This is a genomic window from Lysinibacillus sp. NPDC095746, from assembly GCF_044763535.1.
Classification (GTDB): domain Bacteria; phylum Bacillota; class Bacilli; order Bacillales_A; family Planococcaceae; genus Lysinibacillus.
Map to the genome: position 1 here is coordinate 286,150 of NZ_JBIWGL010000001.1, position 19,697 is coordinate 305,846.

At 38.1% G+C, this 19,697-nt stretch carries 20 protein-coding genes; 3 read left to right on the forward strand and 17 right to left on the reverse strand.

Annotation, left to right across the window (positions count from 1 at the left end):
- Positions 1-102 precede the first annotated feature (102 nt).
- The 6 genes from rpsA to prsW form a co-directional block, all read right to left on the reverse strand.
- Positions 103-1,239 (reverse strand): 30S ribosomal protein S1, encoded by a 1,137-nt coding sequence (rpsA, locus tag ACIQ7N_RS01460; RefSeq protein WP_248718450.1) that lies wholly within the window; start codon positions 1,237-1,239, stop codon positions 103-105.
- A 102-nt stretch (positions 1,240-1,341) separates the two neighbouring features.
- Entirely contained in the window at positions 1,342-2,016 is a 675-nt protein-coding gene (cmk, locus tag ACIQ7N_RS01465) for a (d)CMP kinase (protein WP_402929765.1), read from the reverse strand.
- A gap of 205 nt (positions 2,017-2,221) precedes the next feature.
- The gene (locus ACIQ7N_RS01470) at positions 2,222-2,881 is read right to left on the reverse strand and encodes a flagellar brake protein (protein ID WP_402929767.1); all 660 of its coding nucleotides are present in this window, start codon (positions 2,879-2,881) and stop codon (positions 2,222-2,224) included.
- An 84-nt stretch (positions 2,882-2,965) separates the two neighbouring features.
- The gene (locus tag ACIQ7N_RS01475; RefSeq protein WP_248718447.1) at positions 2,966-4,249 is read right to left on the reverse strand and encodes a PepSY1/2 domain-containing protein; all 1,284 of its coding nucleotides are present in this window, start codon (positions 4,247-4,249) and stop codon (positions 2,966-2,968) included.
- Positions 4,250-4,264: 15 nt separating this feature from the next.
- Complete coding sequence (gene sleB / locus ACIQ7N_RS01480; RefSeq protein WP_402929769.1) at positions 4,265-5,086, reverse strand: spore cortex-lytic enzyme; 822 nt, start codon at positions 5,084-5,086, stop codon at positions 4,265-4,267.
- A 380-nt stretch (positions 5,087-5,466) separates the two neighbouring features.
- Entirely contained in the window at positions 5,467-6,141 is a 675-nt protein-coding gene (gene prsW / locus ACIQ7N_RS01485; RefSeq protein ID WP_132359285.1) for a glutamic-type intramembrane protease PrsW, read from the reverse strand.
- A 363-nt stretch (positions 6,142-6,504) separates the two neighbouring features.
- On the opposite strand from prsW, the gene ACIQ7N_RS01490 reads away from it, so the two are divergent.
- Positions 6,505-7,473: an asparaginase gene (locus ACIQ7N_RS01490; RefSeq protein WP_132359287.1), complete on the forward strand. Its 969-nt coding sequence runs from the start codon at positions 6,505-6,507 to the stop codon at positions 7,471-7,473.
- A 28-nt stretch (positions 7,474-7,501) separates the two neighbouring features.
- Here the strand turns inward: ACIQ7N_RS01490 and ACIQ7N_RS01495 are convergent, their stop codons facing one another.
- The 9 genes from ACIQ7N_RS01495 to ACIQ7N_RS01535 all read right to left on the reverse strand — a co-directional run bounded on the left by ACIQ7N_RS01495 (position 7,502) and on the right by ACIQ7N_RS01535 (position 15,800).
- A complete protein-coding gene (locus ACIQ7N_RS01495; RefSeq protein ID WP_402929771.1) occupies positions 7,502-9,043 on the reverse strand; it encodes an aminotransferase class V-fold PLP-dependent enzyme in 1,542 nt (513 codons plus the stop codon).
- Positions 9,044-9,048: 5 nt separating this feature from the next.
- Positions 9,049-9,609, reverse strand: a complete 561-nt coding sequence (locus ACIQ7N_RS01500) for a glycerol-3-phosphate acyltransferase (protein WP_402929773.1) — start codon at positions 9,607-9,609, stop codon at positions 9,049-9,051.
- Positions 9,610-9,685: 76 nt separating this feature from the next.
- Positions 9,686-10,099 carry a hypothetical protein gene (locus ACIQ7N_RS01505; RefSeq protein ID WP_402929775.1) on the reverse strand — a complete coding sequence of 138 codons (414 nt, stop codon included), beginning with the start codon at positions 10,097-10,099 and terminating at the stop codon, positions 9,686-9,688.
- A complete protein-coding gene (locus ACIQ7N_RS01510) occupies positions 10,035-10,208 on the reverse strand; it encodes a hypothetical protein (protein ID WP_402929777.1) in 174 nt (57 codons plus the stop codon). The genes ACIQ7N_RS01505 and ACIQ7N_RS01510 overlap by 65 nt, the downstream gene beginning before the upstream one ends.
- Positions 10,209-10,333: 125 nt before the next feature.
- Positions 10,334-11,299 (reverse strand): YpdA family putative bacillithiol disulfide reductase, encoded by a 966-nt coding sequence (locus ACIQ7N_RS01515; RefSeq protein ID WP_402929779.1) that lies wholly within the window; start codon positions 11,297-11,299, stop codon positions 10,334-10,336.
- A gap of 102 nt (positions 11,300-11,401) precedes the next feature.
- A complete protein-coding gene (locus ACIQ7N_RS01520; RefSeq protein WP_402929781.1) occupies positions 11,402-12,157 on the reverse strand; it encodes a metallophosphoesterase in 756 nt (251 codons plus the stop codon).
- Between the two features lie 160 nt (positions 12,158-12,317).
- Entirely contained in the window at positions 12,318-13,097 is a 780-nt protein-coding gene (locus tag ACIQ7N_RS01525; protein WP_402929782.1) for a LysM peptidoglycan-binding domain-containing protein, read from the reverse strand.
- A 231-nt stretch (positions 13,098-13,328) separates the two neighbouring features.
- The gene (locus ACIQ7N_RS01530) at positions 13,329-14,771 is read right to left on the reverse strand and encodes a RecQ family ATP-dependent DNA helicase (RefSeq protein ID WP_402929784.1); all 1,443 of its coding nucleotides are present in this window, start codon (positions 14,769-14,771) and stop codon (positions 13,329-13,331) included.
- Positions 14,772-15,800, reverse strand: a complete 1,029-nt coding sequence (locus ACIQ7N_RS01535) for a YpbB family protein (RefSeq protein WP_402929786.1) — start codon at positions 15,798-15,800, stop codon at positions 14,772-14,774.
- Between the two features lie 107 nt (positions 15,801-15,907).
- Here ACIQ7N_RS01535 and ACIQ7N_RS01540 point away from each other — a divergent pair, with 107 nt between their 5' ends.
- Positions 15,908-16,156, forward strand: coding sequence for a ferredoxin (locus ACIQ7N_RS01540; RefSeq protein WP_132359303.1), 249 nt, complete (start codon positions 15,908-15,910; stop codon positions 16,154-16,156).
- A 466-nt stretch (positions 16,157-16,622) separates the two neighbouring features.
- Positions 16,623-17,405: an enoyl-ACP reductase FabI gene (locus ACIQ7N_RS01545; protein ID WP_248718438.1), complete on the forward strand. Its 783-nt coding sequence runs from the start codon at positions 16,623-16,625 to the stop codon at positions 17,403-17,405.
- 78 nt (positions 17,406-17,483) lie between these two features.
- On the opposite strand, the gene ACIQ7N_RS01550 is transcribed toward ACIQ7N_RS01545, so the two are convergent.
- The gene (locus ACIQ7N_RS01550; protein ID WP_402929789.1) at positions 17,484-18,155 is read right to left on the reverse strand and encodes a peptidylprolyl isomerase; all 672 of its coding nucleotides are present in this window, start codon (positions 18,153-18,155) and stop codon (positions 17,484-17,486) included.
- A gap of 206 nt (positions 18,156-18,361) precedes the next feature.
- Positions 18,362-19,564, reverse strand: coding sequence for an MFS transporter (locus ACIQ7N_RS01555; RefSeq protein WP_402929791.1), 1,203 nt, complete (start codon positions 19,562-19,564; stop codon positions 18,362-18,364).
- Positions 19,565-19,697 lie beyond the last annotated feature (133 nt).

Genomic DNA, 19,697 nt, shown 5'->3' on the forward strand with positions numbered 1-19,697 from the left:
TGGTTCGATGTGTGGTTATCCTCGAGTCCATCGCTTTGATTCTTCTATCTATTTTCCTCCATAAAAAAGCGAGGACACAAACTGCATCCTCGCATGTCTAGTTTATTTAAAATTTTTCAGTTTATCACCAATGACATCACCGAAAGAGAAACCTGTGTTTTCTTCTGGTAATTCATAGTCGACTACTTCCTCCGCCTCAGGATTTTCAAGTAAATCCTTAATGCTTAATGCTAAGCGACCTTCTTCAGCATTAACGTCAAGCACTTTTACTTGTACTTCTTGTCCTTCTTTTAGCGCTTCGTGTGGCGTGTTAATATGCTTATGCGCGATTTGTGAAATATGCACTAAACCTTCTACACCTGGGAAAACTTCAACAAATGCTCCAAATGAAGTAAGACGTTTTACTTTTCCATCAAGTATTGTACCTTTAGCTGCACGCTCTTCGATGTTCGACCAAGGACCAGGAATCGTGTCCTTAATGGATAGCGAAATACGCTCATTTTCCGGGTCTACAGAAAGGACTTTTACCTTTACCTCTTGTCCTTCTGATAAAACCTCGCTTACATCACTCACATGCTCATGAGACACTTGTGAAATATGCACAAGTCCATCAATACCACCAAGGTCAATAAATGCACCAAATGATGCGATACGCTGCACTTTACCATCTAAAACATCACCAGTTTTAATCTGGTTAATAACATCTTTCTTTTGAGAAGCTTTTTCAGCTTCAACTACAGCACGATGTGATAAAATCAAACGATTTTTTTCTTTGTCTAGCTCAACAATTTTAAAGCTAAGAGATTTGCCTTTATAGTCTTCAAAATCATCAACAAAGTGGTCTTCTACTAGGGATGCTGGAACGAAGCCACGTACTCCTAAATCAACGACAAGACCGCCTTTAACAATATCTTTGACTTCCGCTTCGAAAATTTCCCCAGCGTTAAATTGTTGCTCAAGTGTATCCCATGCTTTTACAGCATCTACTTTACGTTTTGATAATACATAGTTTTCTTCTTCGACTTTTGTAATCATCAGCTCTAACGCATCTCCAACAGAAATTACGTCAGACGCTTTTTCAATGTGTAAGCTTGATAATTCACTTATTGGTACAATACCGTCAAATGGTGCACCTGGAATTGAAACAGTTACCGCTTTTTCATCAACTTGCTCTGCAATACCTTTGACGATATCACCTTCGTTAAACGTTTGTTCTGCATAGTTCATTTCTTCAGACATATGTAACCCTCCTTCGCATCTTCCCTTACTATTTTATTCGAAATTGAAGATAAAGACAAAAATAAATCCTTTAAATTCAAAAAATGTCTGAAATTTTAGGATTTATACCATTTTTTCTTGCGCTAATTTTAAAATGGCCTGTGCTGCTTCATCAATTGACAATGCTGTCGTATCTAAAAATATGGCATCTTCTGCCTGAATTAGTGGCGATGCTTCACGCTCGCTATCCATTTTATCGCGCAGGGCAATTTCTTCTTGCAGTTTTTCAATAGAAGATTCGATTCCTCGTTTTTGATTGTCCATAAAACGACGTCTTGCTCTTTCTTCTACTGTTGCAGACATAAAGATTTTTAGTTCTGCAGTTTTTAATACATGCGTAGCAATATCGCGCCCATCCATAACAACACCGCCATTAGCCGCAAGCTTTTGTTGCTGCGCTACTAATAGTTCACGTACTTTAGCGTGTGCTGCTACTTGTGAAACTGATGAAGTTACCTCATTAGATCTAATTTCTGCCGACACGTTCTTCCCGTCTAAAAAGACAAGTTGTCCTTCAGAAGAAGGCTTTAAGTCAATTGTGCTGGATGCTAGCATTTCTGCTAATTTTGTTTCATCATTTAAATGTATGTTTTGTTGCAACGCTTTATACGTCACAGCACGATACATAGCACCTGTGTCTATATAAGTAAATCCAAGTGCTTCTGCAACAATTTTCGCAATTGTGCTTTTCCCAGCACCAGCCGGTCCGTCAATTGCAATTTGAATGTTTTTCTTCATAATTCCCCCTACTTTCTAACACACCATATTGTATCATAAAAAAGCCCTCTTTAAGCAGAGGGCTTTCTTAAATCAAAATACTACTCGATTTGAAGTTGGTGTAAACTCCCTGCAAAATTTCATGGAATTTTCCACTCACCAATGGAAGTTGGGAAGACCAATAATTATGCCACTGCTTCATTGCGTCCAAATCGGCTTTGTAAAATTAGGCATCAAAAGGATTTATTTCTTTACGACGATTCACTAATTGGCGTTCAAAGCAGAAACGAACAATATGCTGTTGGTCCACATCATCCATATCTGTTAGTTGAATGGTTGCCATTTTTATCTCATCTTTTTCGTATATACGAACAACCGTCGCATCTGTGACCACGTATTTTATATCGCCATTGGCATATGGTAAAACGATTGTTAACTGAACCTCATCACCATCTTGGAAAGCAATTGCCCCTTTTAAGGTTACTGCCAAACCACCTGCGCTAATGTCTGATGTTACTAGCTGATATTTGTAATCCTTAAACTGTATCGCTACATCCACAGGCGTTTCCACACGTACATATTCACGACGTTGAATTTTGATAAAGTCATCTGCCTTTGGACAATGCAACATAATCATAGGTATATTACCAGCTTTACGTCCAATTACTTCAGTATTGAAAGCAAATGATTGTTTATCCCCCGTGTGAAAAGTTGCTCTAAATTCAGAGCCATCTATTAAAAAAGCTGTTTTCTTTGTGGCAATATTTATTGGATAATCGATATAAATAATATTATCTTTTTGTTCTACAACTTTACAGCGGAATTTTTCAACACGCTCTGTATAAGTTGGTTCTAGTTCTAATTGTGTACCAATTTTTATTTCCATGAGCATCTCCCCGAACACAAATATACATTTATTATCGCACGAGATGCCCATTTTGGCTATATATACCGGTAGTTTTTTCTTATATTACGTTAAATATTCCACTTTTAAAACATTGTGATTTTCAGCATCAATAACAACTCGGAATGTTTCTTGCGCGTTTTTATCACGGACCGCAATTACCTCATAACAAAGACGTTGTTCAAATGAGCCGTTATCTGTATAAATATTTTTTACTTCTTGTACTTTTACATCATCATCGAAGAAAGTTTTCCAATCTATTGGTTTCGCCGTTTGTGGTTTAATCGTCTCTGCCTGAATATATTCCATCGCATTTGCACCAAGTAACTCGCCTGTATCCTTAGCAAGTTTCAATTGCACTCCATCTGCATAAACCAATGCATTATCACCAGGGTGAACACGCGCAAATGTTACATGCCATGCTTGATGGTTTTCACGAGATTCCACAAATGCAACATCATTCATTCCAAGTCGTTTTACATATTCTTCAGCTTTTTTCATAATTTCATCTTGTGAAAGCCTTGCTTCATCTACTGGACGTTCCACTAAATAGGATATTAAATGTCCACCCTTTTCTGTTAAATCGACATATCCTAAACGAATATCTTGGTGGAATTGGATATGATAAAACGGATATGGTGCCGTATCACTGCTTTTCGTCACAGTAAATGTTGCGTCTTTTATGATAGGGAATAACTGTTTTACTTTTTCCAACGCTTCTTTTTCAGTAATGTCTGAATCTTGTAATGCTTTAAGATCCATTTTTTTCTGCCAATCTGATTCACTTAATGTAAGTGGGAAGTCTTTTTCGCTGTAATCCTTTAATGTCTTATGCACATTATCAAATGTTGTATTTGGGTTTTTAGTATCTACTTGTCTTAACCAGACATCCATCTTACCGTTGTTTTTATAAAAATCTACTGTTGCAGATGACCATTCATCTGAAAGTGCCTGTAAATTTGTAGAGACTTGTGGCATTTTTTCTCGCCATGCTTTAAAATCACCAGTTTTAGCTGTTTTCTTCGCCTCATCTCCTAGGCGCCCTAAGTAGCTTAGCCAGTCGTTCGACACTTCCTGCCCGATAGGAATATTCGACATAGAAGATCGAACGTCAGAGCTTAGTCGCCAAACAGAATCTAACTCATTGTGAATGGCATTGTCATCTCGAAACAATAAAGATTGCGAAACAGCTCTTTGTAAATGTGATAATTTCTCGGATGCATCCGTTAAACTATCCGTGTACTGAGCTAACACAGTTCGTTGTAAACTTGCATTTTTTCCGTGCATATTAATGCTATATGCCCCTAAACCTATAACTGCAGCAGTGAGAATAACGAGCATAGTTCTCATTTTTTTCCTCCTTTCTTATGAACAGAAAATATGTTCTCCAATTCGTTTAATTTGTGGTCGTGACCAAATCCACTTACTTGTTGCTGTTTTCGGATTAAAATAATAAAGTGCATTTTCCGAAGGATCCCATCCATTCATCGCATCAAGAACTGCTTCTTTTGCACGTTCATTTGGTTCAAGCCAAATTTGCCCATCTGCCACTGCAGTAAAAGCGAGCGGTTGGAAAATAATACCTGAAATAGTATTAGGGAATTCAGGACTTTCCAAACGATTTAAAATAACAGCCGCTACAGCCACCTGACCTTCATAGGGCTCTCCCCTAGCTTCACCATAAACCGCATTCGCCATTAACTGTACATCTCTGTCAGTATACTTTGGAGGTACTTGAGTTTTAGTCCCATTATTATTACTACTACCACTACTTTTACCACCTCCACCACCGCCGCCAGTGTTTGTTTTCACCTGCTGTTCAAGTGGCGTTCCACCATAATAAGTAAATTGATTTCCTGCATTTAATTGTGCTTTTACCCATCCTTCATCGTAATCCGAAAAGCCAGATAAAGTTTTTTTAGTTTTCGCACCGGCTATTCCATCTACTGGTAAACCATATTTCTCTTGGAAATTTCGTAAAGCCCAATATGTGTTATAGCCAAATTTGCCATCAATTTTACTTTTATAAAATCCTAAGTATTGTAGCCTTGCCTGTAGCTCAATTACATCATCTCCATAAGCACCACGAGAAATCTGTTGCTCGGTAAATGCAATGGCGTCATTTTGCGGAATAGCAAAAATACTAATCCCCAACATGAAAGCAAAAACTATGCTTACTAAACGCATGATCATCACTCCTTTTTTCATAGCTTGAAACAAACGACTCATTTTATACCTATCAATTTTCCCTCGGTAAAATTGCGTCTGAAATCGGCTTTGTGCTTAAGCTTAAATTGCCACAGGACGTGGCTTTCTTAGACTGAGTTCCTCTATTTCAGCAGATTTTTTTGTACCGAAAGCGTAGCGATAGGTAGGAGCTACAGGTGTTTAGACACCCGCTGCAAAGTAACTTAAATCCGTATTCATCTCACCACCTATAGAAAAGGAAGATTCCTATTGCTGACGCTTTCTTTTACTAGTAACTACGTTTCACTTTCGTTACAGAAAACATTGCTGAAAGAAGTTAAAAAAGAAAAGCGCAGAAATCTTTTTTAGATTTCTACGCTTTATATTTTTTTATGCATATGCAAATGTTGTACTAGATGATAGTGAGCGAGCTTGACTTTCCGTAGCCCAAACCACCACAAAAATAGCATAAAAGGGATCATTAAATATACCCAATACCCTTTGAATGATAAAATTGTATTATATAAAATGTGTAATACTACCGGTGCACAAAGCGCCATAGCAATCATTTCTTTCGTCTTTGCAAGCTTAGAAAACTTGGCACGTCCATAATAATAGCCCATTACAACACCGAACAAAGCATGACTCGATACAGGTAATAATGCACGCATAAATGCAGTATTCAAACCGAAAGAAAATAAATAAAGCACATTTTCTATCGTGGCAAAACCAAGAGATATACTTGCACCATACAGTATGCCATCATAAGGATCATCGAATTCTACATGATTGTAGATTGCGATCAACAGAACAAACCATTTAAAAAACTCTTCAACTACACTAGAAAAAACTACATCTTGTAGATAAAGATAACGAAAGACCCCTTCCTCTGTTAGTACATATTGTAAAAACAAGATTGGGAACGTTAAAAATGCGCCATATAAAAACGTTTGAAGTAAAGTTCTTCTTGGCTCCGTTGCCATCTGATTGCGCAAATAAAAGTAACTAAAAAGCGCTAGACCGGGAGCAATGGCAGCTGATAATAAAATGATCATGATGCCGGCTCCTTTCAAAAAATCAATTTCGCCTTGACATAATTATGTTAAGATTTTAAAATTCGTGACATCCTTCAATACATTAAACCAACAAATCTATTCATGCGCGTAAGCAAAACGGACAGCAAATAATGTTGGGTTACTTATGTTTTTAAAGGATTAAAATTCCATATCCTAAGTTTATCTTTATCTACCGAATATTGGACAGCTGCATAAAAAATATATACGTATATCTCAAGTGTAAAAACTTATGAGACATTAAGCTTCCGTTTTCAACAATAACTATCTATTACATGAAGATAAACTGCTATTATTATACCATGATATGACATAAAACTTTTTAAAAGGAGATAAATATTTTTTATGAAAAAAACAATTTTATTAATTCATACAGGTGGCACAATTTCTATGGCGATGAGTGATGAAGGTGCCGTTATGCCAAACAAGGAAAATCCTCTAATGAAGGAAAGCCGTAAACTTGATGCACTTGCCACAATTATTGAAATGGAGGCTTTTAACCTCCCATCACCACATATTACACAAAAAGAAATGCTTACATTACGTAATCTCATTATCGAAAAAGTTGCAGAAAAGAACATTGATGGCGTTGTTATTACTCATGGTACTGATACATTAGAAGAAACAGCTTATTTTTTAGAGTTAACGACGGATTTATCAATTCCCATTGTCTTAACAGGTGCAATGCGCTCCTCAAACGAACTTGGTGCAGACGGTATTTATAATTTAGTAGAAGCCGTTCGTGTGGCCGTTGATGAAGAAGCTCGTGAGAAAGGTGTACTTGTTGTCATGAATGACGAGGTCCACCTTGCTGTTAACACTACAAAAACAAGCACCAGTTCTGTAAATACCTTTCAGTCACCTCAATATGGCCCGATTGGACTTATTACAAAATCAAGAATATTATTTCATCATGCCCCTATCCGCCGTCAATATGTAGAAATTGATGAATTATCAAAACGAGTAGCCATGCTGAAAGTGTATGCTGGCATGGAGATTGACTTACTTGATGTAGTACTCGCATGTAAATATGATGGCGTTGTATTAGAAGGCCTTGGACAAGGCAATGTCCCTCCAACAGTCGCTAAAGGTATTGAAAGTCTTTTAGAGCGCGGCATTCCTGTTATACTGGTATCCCGTTGTTTTAATGGTATCGCAGAAGGAGTTTATGGCTATGTTGGCGGCGGCAAAATGCTCGAAGACTTAGGCGCTATATTTGCAACTGGTATTAATGGTCAAAAGGCACGACTAAAATTATTAATTGGACTTAACAAAGTAGGAACTCCTCTTAATTTAAAGGAATTTTTCATGTAAGGCTATTGTATTCAATGTTCAAGTAAGCTTATGCATCTACAATTTGCTTATAATAATTCAAGAGTTTATGTAAATGATTGATTGCTATCTCAAAATCCGGCTGTATAACAGAGAGCTGCATAAAATCTCTTTGACGTAAGTATTGGCTATCTGCATGAACATAATAACCATTTAACATTAAATCTCTCTGTAGATTTGATAGAGTCTTAGGAAGTTGTAAAGTGATCAGCATCGGATACTGTCTAGTTGAAACTTGGTAGTGCATAAATGGTAGTTGCAGTAATGTTTTAAAACGTTGCTGTAACTGTCCATACCTTTCTGGATATGCTTGCAACGCTGCAGTAACATTTGCAACAAGTACTGCTGGTAATGTAAATGGAATCGCTCCTTGCTGGTAATTAGCTAAATCGAGATAAGCTGGTAATGTTGAAGAAGATTTCACAATGTTTTGCGAAAAAATAAAAGCTAAACCACTGAGCGCACCTATTGCTTTTCCACTCACAGCAGTCGCTAAATAACAATCTTTTAAAGAAAATGGCATTGCTCCGAAAGAACTAATGCAATCAATGCAAAGCTTTATATTATACCGCTTTGTAAGCTGTATAAGTTCCTTTATATCATTACAAGTACCAGTCGACGTTTCTCCATGTACTGCTAGAAGCCATTGATACGATCTTTTTTGTAAATAAGCGTCCAAAATATTTGTATCAAAGGAACTTCCCCAATCTTGCTCAATTACATCAAAATCCAATGACCATCTCTCTGCTTGCTTTCGAAGACGTTCTCCAAACTCACCATTTGTTAAAATTAGTCCACGCCCTAATTGTTGTGCCTTCAATTGCCCTAGCATAACTTCATTTGCCAATGTCCCAGTTCCTACAATTGTTGCTACATGCGCTGCTCCTGATAATTGAAGTAACTTATTTCTCATTTGCTCAAATAATGATTGAAAGCCTAACGAGCGATGAGAAAGCTCTGAATACATAAATGGTTCTCTTTGTTTCACTGGACCTGGATAAAACGTATGACATTCCTTCGCAAGTCTTTGCTGTAAAGACTTTTCAAACTGCTGTCTCGTTAATACCATTGGTAAAAATAAAGCATCCTCTGTCCCTGTAGCAGGTGCAAATTGGCTAAAGCCCATTTGTTTATAAAGCTTCTCTTCACGAGTAGTACCTGAAATAACCGCTGCCGAATAACCTTTCTCGTATGCAAAAGCAGTCAATGCCTGTGTCAATTTCAGCAGTACTCTTCCTGTACGGTATGCCTTCTTGACTGCAAGCAATCTAATTTCACATAGCTTAGCACTAATCTCTTTTGATAAATATTGCTCAACTTTTCCTATCTTTTCATCAATTGAGAACGGCCTCTGATCTCTAAATGCAAGCATGCCTATAAGTTCTATTCCTTTATAAACAACAATATACGTATTTTCATGATGAAAACGGTCAACTTTTTTCCTTTCAGAGTTTGGTTTATGCTGTGGAATTTCTTCAACAAAGGTTTCATAATTTAAACGTGCAATTTCCTCAAACTCCGCTTCTGTATGCGCAATTTTACACCAATACATAATAATCACTTCTTTCTCTCTAAAGACTCTTTAATATTCGACATATGTTTAATAAGCATAAAACAAATTGCTACTAGTATCGGTATGTATAACAGTAATTTATTTGTACAAACAATTGCTCCCACATATAAAACTAAGCCACCTACCATACTAAGTGTTAAACTTCTAGTTACACTAAACGTAATAGCTGTTCCTACAACCATCATAAAAAATAAGCTCGGAGATAATGCCAGACCTACACCTATAAAAGTTGCTACTCCTTTTCCCCCTTTAAACTGAAGCCAAAACGGAAACATATGACCAAGCATACCCAAACTAGCGCCTAACACAATTACCCATTCTTCGCAATGCAGTAAACGCCCTACACTAACAATGAGCGCACCTTTAAAAGAATCCCCTAAAAAAGTCCATAGAAAAGCACCTTTCCCAATCACACTACCAGCATTTCTTGCACCTAAGTTTTTACTTCTTTCTTCCTGTAAATTAACGCCATATGCTTTTCCAACGACATACGCTGTCATGAAGTTCCCTATAACATAACTTATAATCCAATATAATCCAATCATTCTTTCACACCTTTTATATGTACTATCACCATAATGTGAGGTTGATTTCCGTTATGACTGGGCACTTTCCTGGGGGTTATCCGGAGAGCCACTTCGTGCCTTCCGTCGCTTCGGCCCTTTCATCCGTCGCTCTGACCATTCTTTCCGTCGCTTCAGCTCTTTCATCCGTCGCTCTGACACTTCTTTCCGTCGCTTCGCCTCTTTCCGTCGCTCTGGCCATTCTTTCCGTCGCTTCGGCTCTTTCATCCGTCGCTCTAACACTTCTTTCCGTCGCTTCGCCTCTTTCATCCGTCGCACTGGCCATTCTATCCGTCACTTCGGCTCTTTCCGTCGCCTTGACGTTTCTTTCCGTCACTTCAGCCCTTTCATCCGTCGCTTCGGCTCTTTCCGTCGCTCTGACACTTCTTTCCGTCGCTTCGGCTCTTTCATCCGTCGCTCTCACTTCTTTCCGTCGCTCTGGACATTCTTTCCGTCGCTTCGCCTCTTTCATCCGTCGCTCTGGACATTCTTTCCGTCACTTCGGCTCTTTCAACCATCGCTCTGGCCATTCTTTCCGTCACTTCGGCTCTTTCCGTCGCCTTGACACTTCTTTCCGTCACTTCAGCCCTTTCATCCGTCGCTTCGACACTTCTATCCGTCGCTTCGACTCCTTCGCTGCTTTCTTTCTTCTATCTGACGGTTTAAAAAAGCTGTATAAGCTTATATGCCTATACAGCTCATCTTGCTATTTTGTTCTGTTGTCAATTGTCTTTGCAATACAATCGCCATGGAAACGGCCATTTTCTATAAAAATTTCATTGGCATTATTTCCAGCTGCAATAACTCCCGCAATAAATAAGCCTTCTACATTTGTTTCCATCGTTTCTGGATTAAAGAAGGGACGACCCGTTTCATAATCAATAGAGACACCCATGGCTCGAATAAATGAATGATCCGGATGGTAACCTGTCATAGCAAAAACAAAATCATTTTTTAAAATTTTCTTGCGACCAGCAATTTCTATTACGACCTCACGCTCTCGGATTTCCAGTATATTTGTATTGAAAAGCATTTGGACTTCTTCATTTCGTACTACACCTTCAAATTCTGGTAAAACCCATGGCTTGATGCTAGGTGAATACTCACTACCGCGATAGGCAACAGTGACGCGAGCTCCAGCCTTATTTAACTCAAGCGCCGCATCTATTGCAGAATTTTTTCCACCTATTACCAGAACATCCGTATCAAAAAATTCATGTCCCTCTTTAAAGTAATGGAAGACTTTTGGCAACTTCTCACCTGGGATGTTTAAATAATTCGGATGGTCATAGTAGCCTGTTGCGATCACAACATAAGGTGTTGTATAGATCTCTTTATTTGTCGTTACTGTAAACACGGTTCCATTTTTTACGACGCTATTTACTTTCTCGAAGCGGTTTACTTGAATACCTTTCAAACGTACAACTTCTCGATAATAAACTAGTGCTTGATTTCGCTTTGGTTTACGACCTTCAATTATAAAGGGTACATCACCAATAGCTAGTCGTTCACTAGTACTAAAAAAAGTTTGATGCGTAGGGTAATTGTAAACCGCATTTACGATATTGCCTTTTTCAATGACAATTGGCTTTAATCCAATATTTTGCAAGGCTATTGCTGCTGCTAAACCACATGGGCCTCCTCCAACAATAATTGCATCTACTTGCTGCATTTCTTACACTCCTATCAACTTTGTATCAGCAATTGCTAATACTTTACTTTCAAATAAATCCTTATCGCTTCCATTATACGCCTTCAATCGAGTTTTGGTTGTTTATTTACCCGAAATTTCAATGTCAATAATATGACACTGTGGTCTCGCACCAAGCCGGAAAGGCAATAATGTCGTACCATAGCCGTTACTTACTAACGTCATCACACCCTCACGCTCCCGGTAAGAGCCATTAGGATGCACACCGTATGGACCAACTCTTATTTGACCACCGTGTAAATGCCCACCAATCATTAAATCTGCTCTAAATTTCGCACGGACTCTTGCAAAAACACCAGGGTTATGTGAGATAAAAACAACTAAGTCTTTCTCTCCTACCTTTGCAAATGCTTCATCAAAGCTATATTTCATTGTAGATGTGTCTTCAATTGCATTTAGCCAAAAACGGTTTTTTTTAGGTAGTAATACAGCATCATTAGCGATGATCTGAACACCATGTTCCTGCAAAATACTTCTTAATCGTCCTTCGCCTACTTCTCTGTCATTATTACCCCATACAAAAAATGTCGGTCCTAAAGGAGTTAATAATTTAAGGTTGTCATGAATACGTTGAATAGGTGTGCGTCCATCTGCAAAATCTCCACCAATAATAACAGCATCAAATTGACCATCTAACTGTTCAATCATTTGGCGATTAATTTTGCGTAAATGTGTATCCGAAATAAAAAATAGTCGGACCTTTTCCTGTTCACCCTTTAATAACAATTGATGATGTAAAACATTATTTTCATGTGCCACCTTCAACATATAAAGCAGGAACGCGATGACTACTAAAACAAATAGTCCAATATAAATCATTCCCTCACATCTCCTTACGAAAGCAAAAAGACGATTCGTTATAATGAAGAATCGCCTTTTCACTAAATCAGACGTACGCCTCAACCATATTTGGTGTTGACGTTTGTCCATTATTTTATACTAGAAAAACATCATTGCCAAAGAATGACACTCGCTTTTCTTATGGTAGCTTAATCACTTGCCCAATCATTACATTATTTGAAGACATACCATTTGCTGCACGAATTTTCGATAATGTTGCTTCACTTCCATCGCCGTAGTGATTTAAAGCAATACGATATAGATTTTCATTTGCTTTTACAGTATGAGTACTTGCTTTTGCAGATTGTTTTGCTTCTTCTGCTTTGCGTGCTTCCTCAGCTTTACGCGCTTCCTCGGCCTTTCGTGCTTGTTCAGCTCGTTTAGCCTCTTCTGCTTTTGCTATTCTAGCTTGCTCAGCTTTTTTAGCTTCGTCGGCTTTTCTAGCTTCTTCTGCTTTCTTAGCTGCTTCGGCCTTTTTCGCTTCCTCAACTGCCTTTTGCTCAGCAGCTACTTTCTCAGCGTCTTTCTTAGAAGGCTCTTTTGCTTTGTCTGCCTTATCTTTGTTTGCTTTATCGTCTTCTTTTGCTTTGTTGTCAGTAGATACAGGCACCTTATCTTCATCCCCTGAATTGTCGATTTCTACAATTTCATCCGAAGAATTTTTTTCAGCCTCTTCAATTGTTGTTCCAGGTTCATAGAATTTTAAAAAATAGACTAATATCGATAATGGAATTAAGATAAAAATTACAAAAAGAATCGTCATTAATGGCGGTTTTCGTTTTGTATTACTTGGTTTTTTATTGTCATTTCCATTTTTCTTCATTCTTGAAACTCTAGATAAAGCTTGCTGTTCTTTTTGTTCTTCCTCAAAAGATTGACGATGTTCTTCAATTTTATCGCGATAATCTTCTTTACTCATTCGCCGTTCCTCCAACCTTACTACGCTTTCTATCATTCTATTATGACGAATTTTGCGAAAAAAGTAAATGACCGTCAGTTATAGGCTAAAAAGGACATATCACCAAAACGTGGGGTCGATTTTCCGTTCCATAGGGCGCTTTCTTGGAGGCGTCCAGTCGGAACGGAAATCAACTAATATATGGCATACGTTTTTAATAAAATGTCATCCATAACTTTGAGTGATGAGCCTTTAACAACCCATTAAGAGCTGCTTTAGCCGACTTTTCCATGGCATCATTTCTATTTTCTTCTCTTCTTTTAAGCGTACCTTATTGATTTCATCATAATGGATTCCACAATTTTCACAACAGTTTTCTGGTTTTTTCAGCAATTTTTGCCCAAAATACCCGACTAGCTGTGTGCGAATACAGTCTTTTGTCTGAGTAATTTTATGCATTTTATCGACAGCTCGATACTTTTCCAGTACTAAATGATTTAAACGTACTTTCACTTGTTCCACCGTTTCTTGTTGTAACCAGTAATCCAGCACACGAAAAGCAGTTTCACTTACCTCTCCATTTTTCAACATTTGGGAAGGATGCATATGTTGATTTAGTAGTTCCTGATAACGATCAACATGACCAGCTGTTGGCAAATCGCCTGTTACAACAAATTTCGCAAGTTCCTCATCACCATCACTATAAAGTAAAATCGCGAGCGCTGATTGACCATCACGTCCTGCGCGGCCAATCTCCTGCATGTAGTTTTCTACATTAGCAGGAAGCGTTTCATGGATAACCTGACGAATATTTGACTTATTGATACCCATTCCAAAAGCATTCGTTGCCACAATCCAGTCGAGCTCCCCGTCAATAAACTGTTGCTGAATAAACTGGCGGTCCTCAGCGCCATAGCCTGCATGATAAGCTGCCGCACGTATACCAGCTTGTATAAGCGCTTCGCTATATTGTTCAGCACGCTTACGCGAGGACAAATATAATATACCCGGTCCTGCCGTCTCTTTAATATGTTGCATAATCCAGTGTGTTTTATCTGCCCTATCCTCAAATACGACACGCCCAAGATGAATATTAGGCCGATCCACATTGTACAAAAACTCAAATGGTGTATGTAGCGACAGTGTATCTCGTATGTCATTGATTACTTTATTCGTCGCAGTCGCTGATAATGCTAAAACCGGTGGACGATTTACTTGTGAAAACCATTGTCCAATTCGTAAATAATCTGGCCGAAAATCAAAGCCCCACTGAGAAATACAATGTGCCTCGTCCACAACGATAAGACCTAGCTGCATTTGTGAAAGCTTTTCTTGAACTTGCTGCTGTAAAAGCATCTCCGGTGACGTAAAGATAAAACGATACTGCTCTAAAAAATGTAATACATATCGTTTTTCACTTACGGTTAAAAATGAATTTAAGGCAACTACCCTCTTTTCACCAAAGCGTTTTAACTCCTCTACCTGGTCCTGCATTAGAGAAAGCAGCGGAGAAACAATTAATACTGGCTTCTGCAAGATATATCCTGATAGTTGGTAACAAAGTGACTTTCCCATTCCAGTTGGTAATAAAGCAATAACATCTTTTTCTTCTAAGATTGCTTCAATAACCTCTTTCTGGCCTGGACGAAATGTTGTATAGCCAAAATACTTTACTAACGTTTGTTCAAGTTCCATTTATACTTCTCCTTTCGCGAGGACAAGCCTTAACTGGAAATAACTCATACCTTCAACTACTTCATGCAATGTTTTCAATTTTTTTGTTTGATAGTGTTTCGATGCCTGCCAAACTTTTTCCGCTTCTTCATATGAGACGAATGGGCCAATCGAAAAGTTCGGTTCATTCATGGCTAATTCTACTAAATGATCCTCGATTGTACTTTGTTTTAGTTTCCTTATTTGCACAATCTGTTCAATTGAATAGCCCTGCTCATATAAATGTGCTGTTTGCTGCGCTGAATCAGTTACTAATGCTTTTACTCTTAATCCTTCAGCAATCTTACCAAGCAACGGATAGTCATTTGTCTCATGAACTTCATTTAACAATGTATGTAGCAATTCTATAAACGCTAACTGACAATCTAAAACTGTTTCCTGACGTTCACCAGCAAGCTGCTGCCACGTCCATCCAGGTAAACTTTGACCACTCAACCGATAGAGGACAAGCTGTTTGTTGGCATCTGATAAAGGTAATACAGAAAGTACCTGTTCACATTCCTCCAATAATCGTTGCTGTAAATGCCTATCTTGATAATTATGCTCGATTAAAAATGTACGCACCCAAGATTGAATATTCGTATCCCTACTTATGGGAGAAAAAGAACGAACCCCAGCACTTTGATAAGATAAACTTTGTACAATTAACGAGAACCTCGCAAAAAAAACATGCTCATTTCCTCGATAGTGCCATCCGTCAAATAAAAAATCAGGTGTCTGCGCTGCTCGCTGTAAACCTAGCTTTTTCATGGAATAGTGACCAGATTGTTGCATTGTTAACCAACTATACTGTAAAAACGAAGTTACGGCTTCATCAAATGTCTTCCTAGGTAACTTAGGTAATAGCCCAAAATATTTATGTAACTGAAATAGGCCAATGTCTTGAATAGTCTGACCTGAGCGCTTTCCTCTTAATATGTGATAAGCAGCAGAAATTGTTCTTTCATTATTTAGTTTTTGAAAGATTTGCAATAAGATTTGATGAAACATAGACGCAAATTCCTCCAATTTAATAGTATTTATGTTGAAATGTAAGATAAACATCTTTAAAATGAGTATGAAGCTTTGTAGGAACATGTAAAAGGAGAGAAAGAAAAATGGCTAAATTCACAATTGTTGATAAAGATACATGCATCGCTTGTGGCGCTTGCGGAGCCGCAGCACCAGATATTTATGATTATGACGATGAAGGGATTGCCTTCGTTATTTTAGATGATAACATGGGAACTGCTGAAGTTCCAGAAGATCTACTAGAAGACATGCAAGATGCTTTCGAAGGATGCCCAACTGACTCAATCAAAGTAGCAGATGAACCTTTTGATGGCGACTCTTTAAAATTCGAATAGTCCTTCATACGTATCTTAAAGGCATCCTTAACTGGGTGCCTTTTTTTGTCCCCTCATTTATTAGTTGATTGGAGCGGAGACAGGGCGACTCCTTGGAGATCAGCAATAGAGGAACGAAGGTTAAAATCATCATATCCTGCATCGTGACGCTGCCGCAATATCGCAACTACTTTCTCGCAAAAAACATCTGTTGACTCGAGATCCTGTAGCATAGCGAAGCGTCAGCAACAACAAAGCGCCCAGCCGGAACGGACATCAACCACACATGGTGATGAGCAATTTTCTACAAACGAACGATTCTTATGCAATGATTCATCTCTAACATAATGGAGATGAATTTTTTTGTACTTTGCAAGTAAAGTTGGTCACTCTTTTCATCTTGTTATTGCAACCATTTTTTATGTATGATAAGATTTTAGTAGTTGGTACTAATAACAGATATTATTTCATAAAGGGGTTCTTATAAATGATAGATAATTTATTACAATTAAAAGATAAGAATATTGTCGTAATGGGTGTGGCAAACGATCGAAGTATTGCTTGGGGCATCGCAAAACGTTTATTTGACGTAGGTGCAAATGTTATTTTCACTTATCGCCAAGAACGTTCATTAAAAAAATTACAAAAGCAATTAGAAAACATCGGACAAGCTGATTCACTGATCGTACAATGTGATGTTAACAGCGACGAGAGCACAAAAGCGGCTTTCAATGAAATCGGTACAAAAGTAGGCGTTATCCATGGTATCGTGCACTCAGTAGCTTTTGCCAATGCAGAAGATTTACACAATCGCTTCTTAGATACAACTCGTGATGGCTATGCATTTGCACAAGATACTAGCGCTTATTCTCTTATTTCAGCAGCAAAGGCCGCACATCCTTATATGACTGAGGGTGGCTCTATCGTAACAATGAGTTACTTAGGAGCAGAGCGTGTGCTTGATGGCTACAATGTCATGGGTGTAGCGAAGGCTGCATTAGAAGCATCTATGCGCTATCTTGCAGCAGATATTGGTAAAGATAATATTCGCGTTAATGCGATCTCTGCTGGGGCAATTCGCACACTTGCTGCAAAAGGTGTTCCTTCATTCAATACAATTTTACACAAAATCGAAGAAACAGCTCCATTAAAACGTAATGTTCAACAAGACGAAGTAGCAGATATGACAATCGTGATGCTTTCTCACCTATCACGCGGTGTAACAGGCGAAACGATTTACATCGACGCAGGCTACAATATTATGGGTTAAATACGAAGAAGCATGAAAGATCAAAAGTGATCTCTCATGCTTCTTTGTTTCGTATTGTACTTCTAAATTTAACAAACGTTATTTTATTACCTTAGGGGCTGGATAATCAAAGCCCTTTGTATCCACTTCTACCTTTTTCATTTGCTGATCTTTTATTGGTTTTTCACCATTTAGTTCAGCAGCAGCGATCGCATCTACTGTTTCCATCCCCTCGATCACTTTTCCAAAGGCAGCATATTCACCATCAAGATGTGTCGCTTCATTTACCATTATGAAAAATTGTGATCCAGCAGAATTCAGATCCCGCGAACGAGCCATTGAAATGACACCGCGTTCATGCTTTAAATCATTTTTAAAGCCATTTAATGAAAACTCACCTTCTATCGAGTAATCTGGACCACCCGTACCATTACCTAAAGGATCCCCACCTTGAATCATAAAATCAGGGACAACTCGATGAAAAATAAGACCATCATAAAAACCTTTTTTAACTAACGAAATAAAATTAGCTACCGTATTCGGCGCTGTAGAAGGTTCTAATTCGATGACGATTTTTTCATCATTGCTCATCGTAATCGTCACAATTGGATTTTCCTTCACTTTTGATGAATAATCCACATTTTCTTCCGTTTTCTTTGCCGTATCTCCTTCCGATTGCCCACTTTCTTTAGCGGCTCCACAACCTGTCAAAACAAATGCTACCAGCAGCAACGCAAAGACAACAGAAAATTCTTTAAAACGCGCGAACATATTCTTTCAACTCCTCTTAATTACCAGTCTACTCTTTATATTATCAGATAGTTTACGACAAATCATTTTTATGAATAATTCGTGCAGATGGCTATTTTAATCCCGTAAAAAGGGTCTGCAACAAATCAAAAAACGCTATCCACTTTTCCTTAACAGTATCAACTTTCTTTATATCCTTTTTATACTAAAAGCTTCATTATTTTAACTCAGACTAATGACTTCTTACTGAACTGATTAAACAGCTTTAATAAAACAGACAGCAAGCATGCAACGAATAAAAATACAGCAATCATGACAATAACGCCTCCCCAGCCATAATGCATCCAGAATATTCCCCCTACTGTTCCTCCAACACTTGAACCAAAATAATAGAAAAATAAATAGAGCGAAGAGGCTTGCGCTTTATCATGAGTGGCTCGTTTACTTACCCAGCCACTGGCAATCGAGTGCGCTGCAAAGAAACCAAATGTAAAGATTGTAATCCCTAAAATTTTCAAACTAAGTAGCCCATTTAATGTTAAAATCGCCCCAGTAAACATGATCGCAATAGACAATAACAACATCTTTTGACGGCCATATTGATCAGCAAGACTACCGAACCAAGCAGAGCTAAATGTACCTACTAAGTAAATGACAAAAATCCAGCCAACAATCGTAGCACTTAAATTATAAGGTGGCGCCATCAATTTAAAGCCAATATAGTTATATAGCGTCACGAAGCTTCCCATCAATACAAAGCTAATGCCAAACAAACAAAGCATGAATGGGTCCTTTAAATGCTGCAAAAGAGATGTCGTCAATGATTTTATTTGCAAAGATCGTGGTGTAAAATGCTTGGAGTTAGGCAGCATCCAGATAAATAACACGCTTATCATCAGACTGATGACACCCAGTACTATCATCCCCACCTGCCAATTATAAAGATCCGTTAATGTCCCGGTAATAACTCGGCCACTAAGCCCGCCGACCGAATTACCGCTTATGTATAAGCCCATCGCAATCCCTAAACTAGCTGGATCCATTTCCTCTCCTAAATATGCCATCGCAATTGCCGGCAATCCTGCAAAAACAATACCCTGTATAACACGTAACACTAATATCGTTTCAAAATTAGGAGAAAAGGCGAGTGCAAGTGTAATAATTGATGCCGCAAAAATAGAACTCGTCATCAAAGATTTCCTACCCCATGCCTCTGATAATGAACCTACAATAATCATACTGATGGATAACGCAAAAGTTGTCACAGAAAGCGTTAAACTCGCAACTGCAGGTGATACATGAAACTCCTTCGCAAATGTTGGTAATAATGGCTGTGATACATATAAATTGGCGAAGGTGATAAAGCCTGCTAAAAATAAAGCCCAGTTTGCTTTATGAAACGCCTTTGTCCCCTTTTGAATGTAACCCATCTTTCTCTCTCCTTACGTTCTTTCAATTCTACTATTATTCTAATACAATGATCTTTAAAACACACGATAACTTGTCAAAAAATAGACAAATTTACCGCTGTTTTTTTATTATGCATATGATTTTATTTGACAA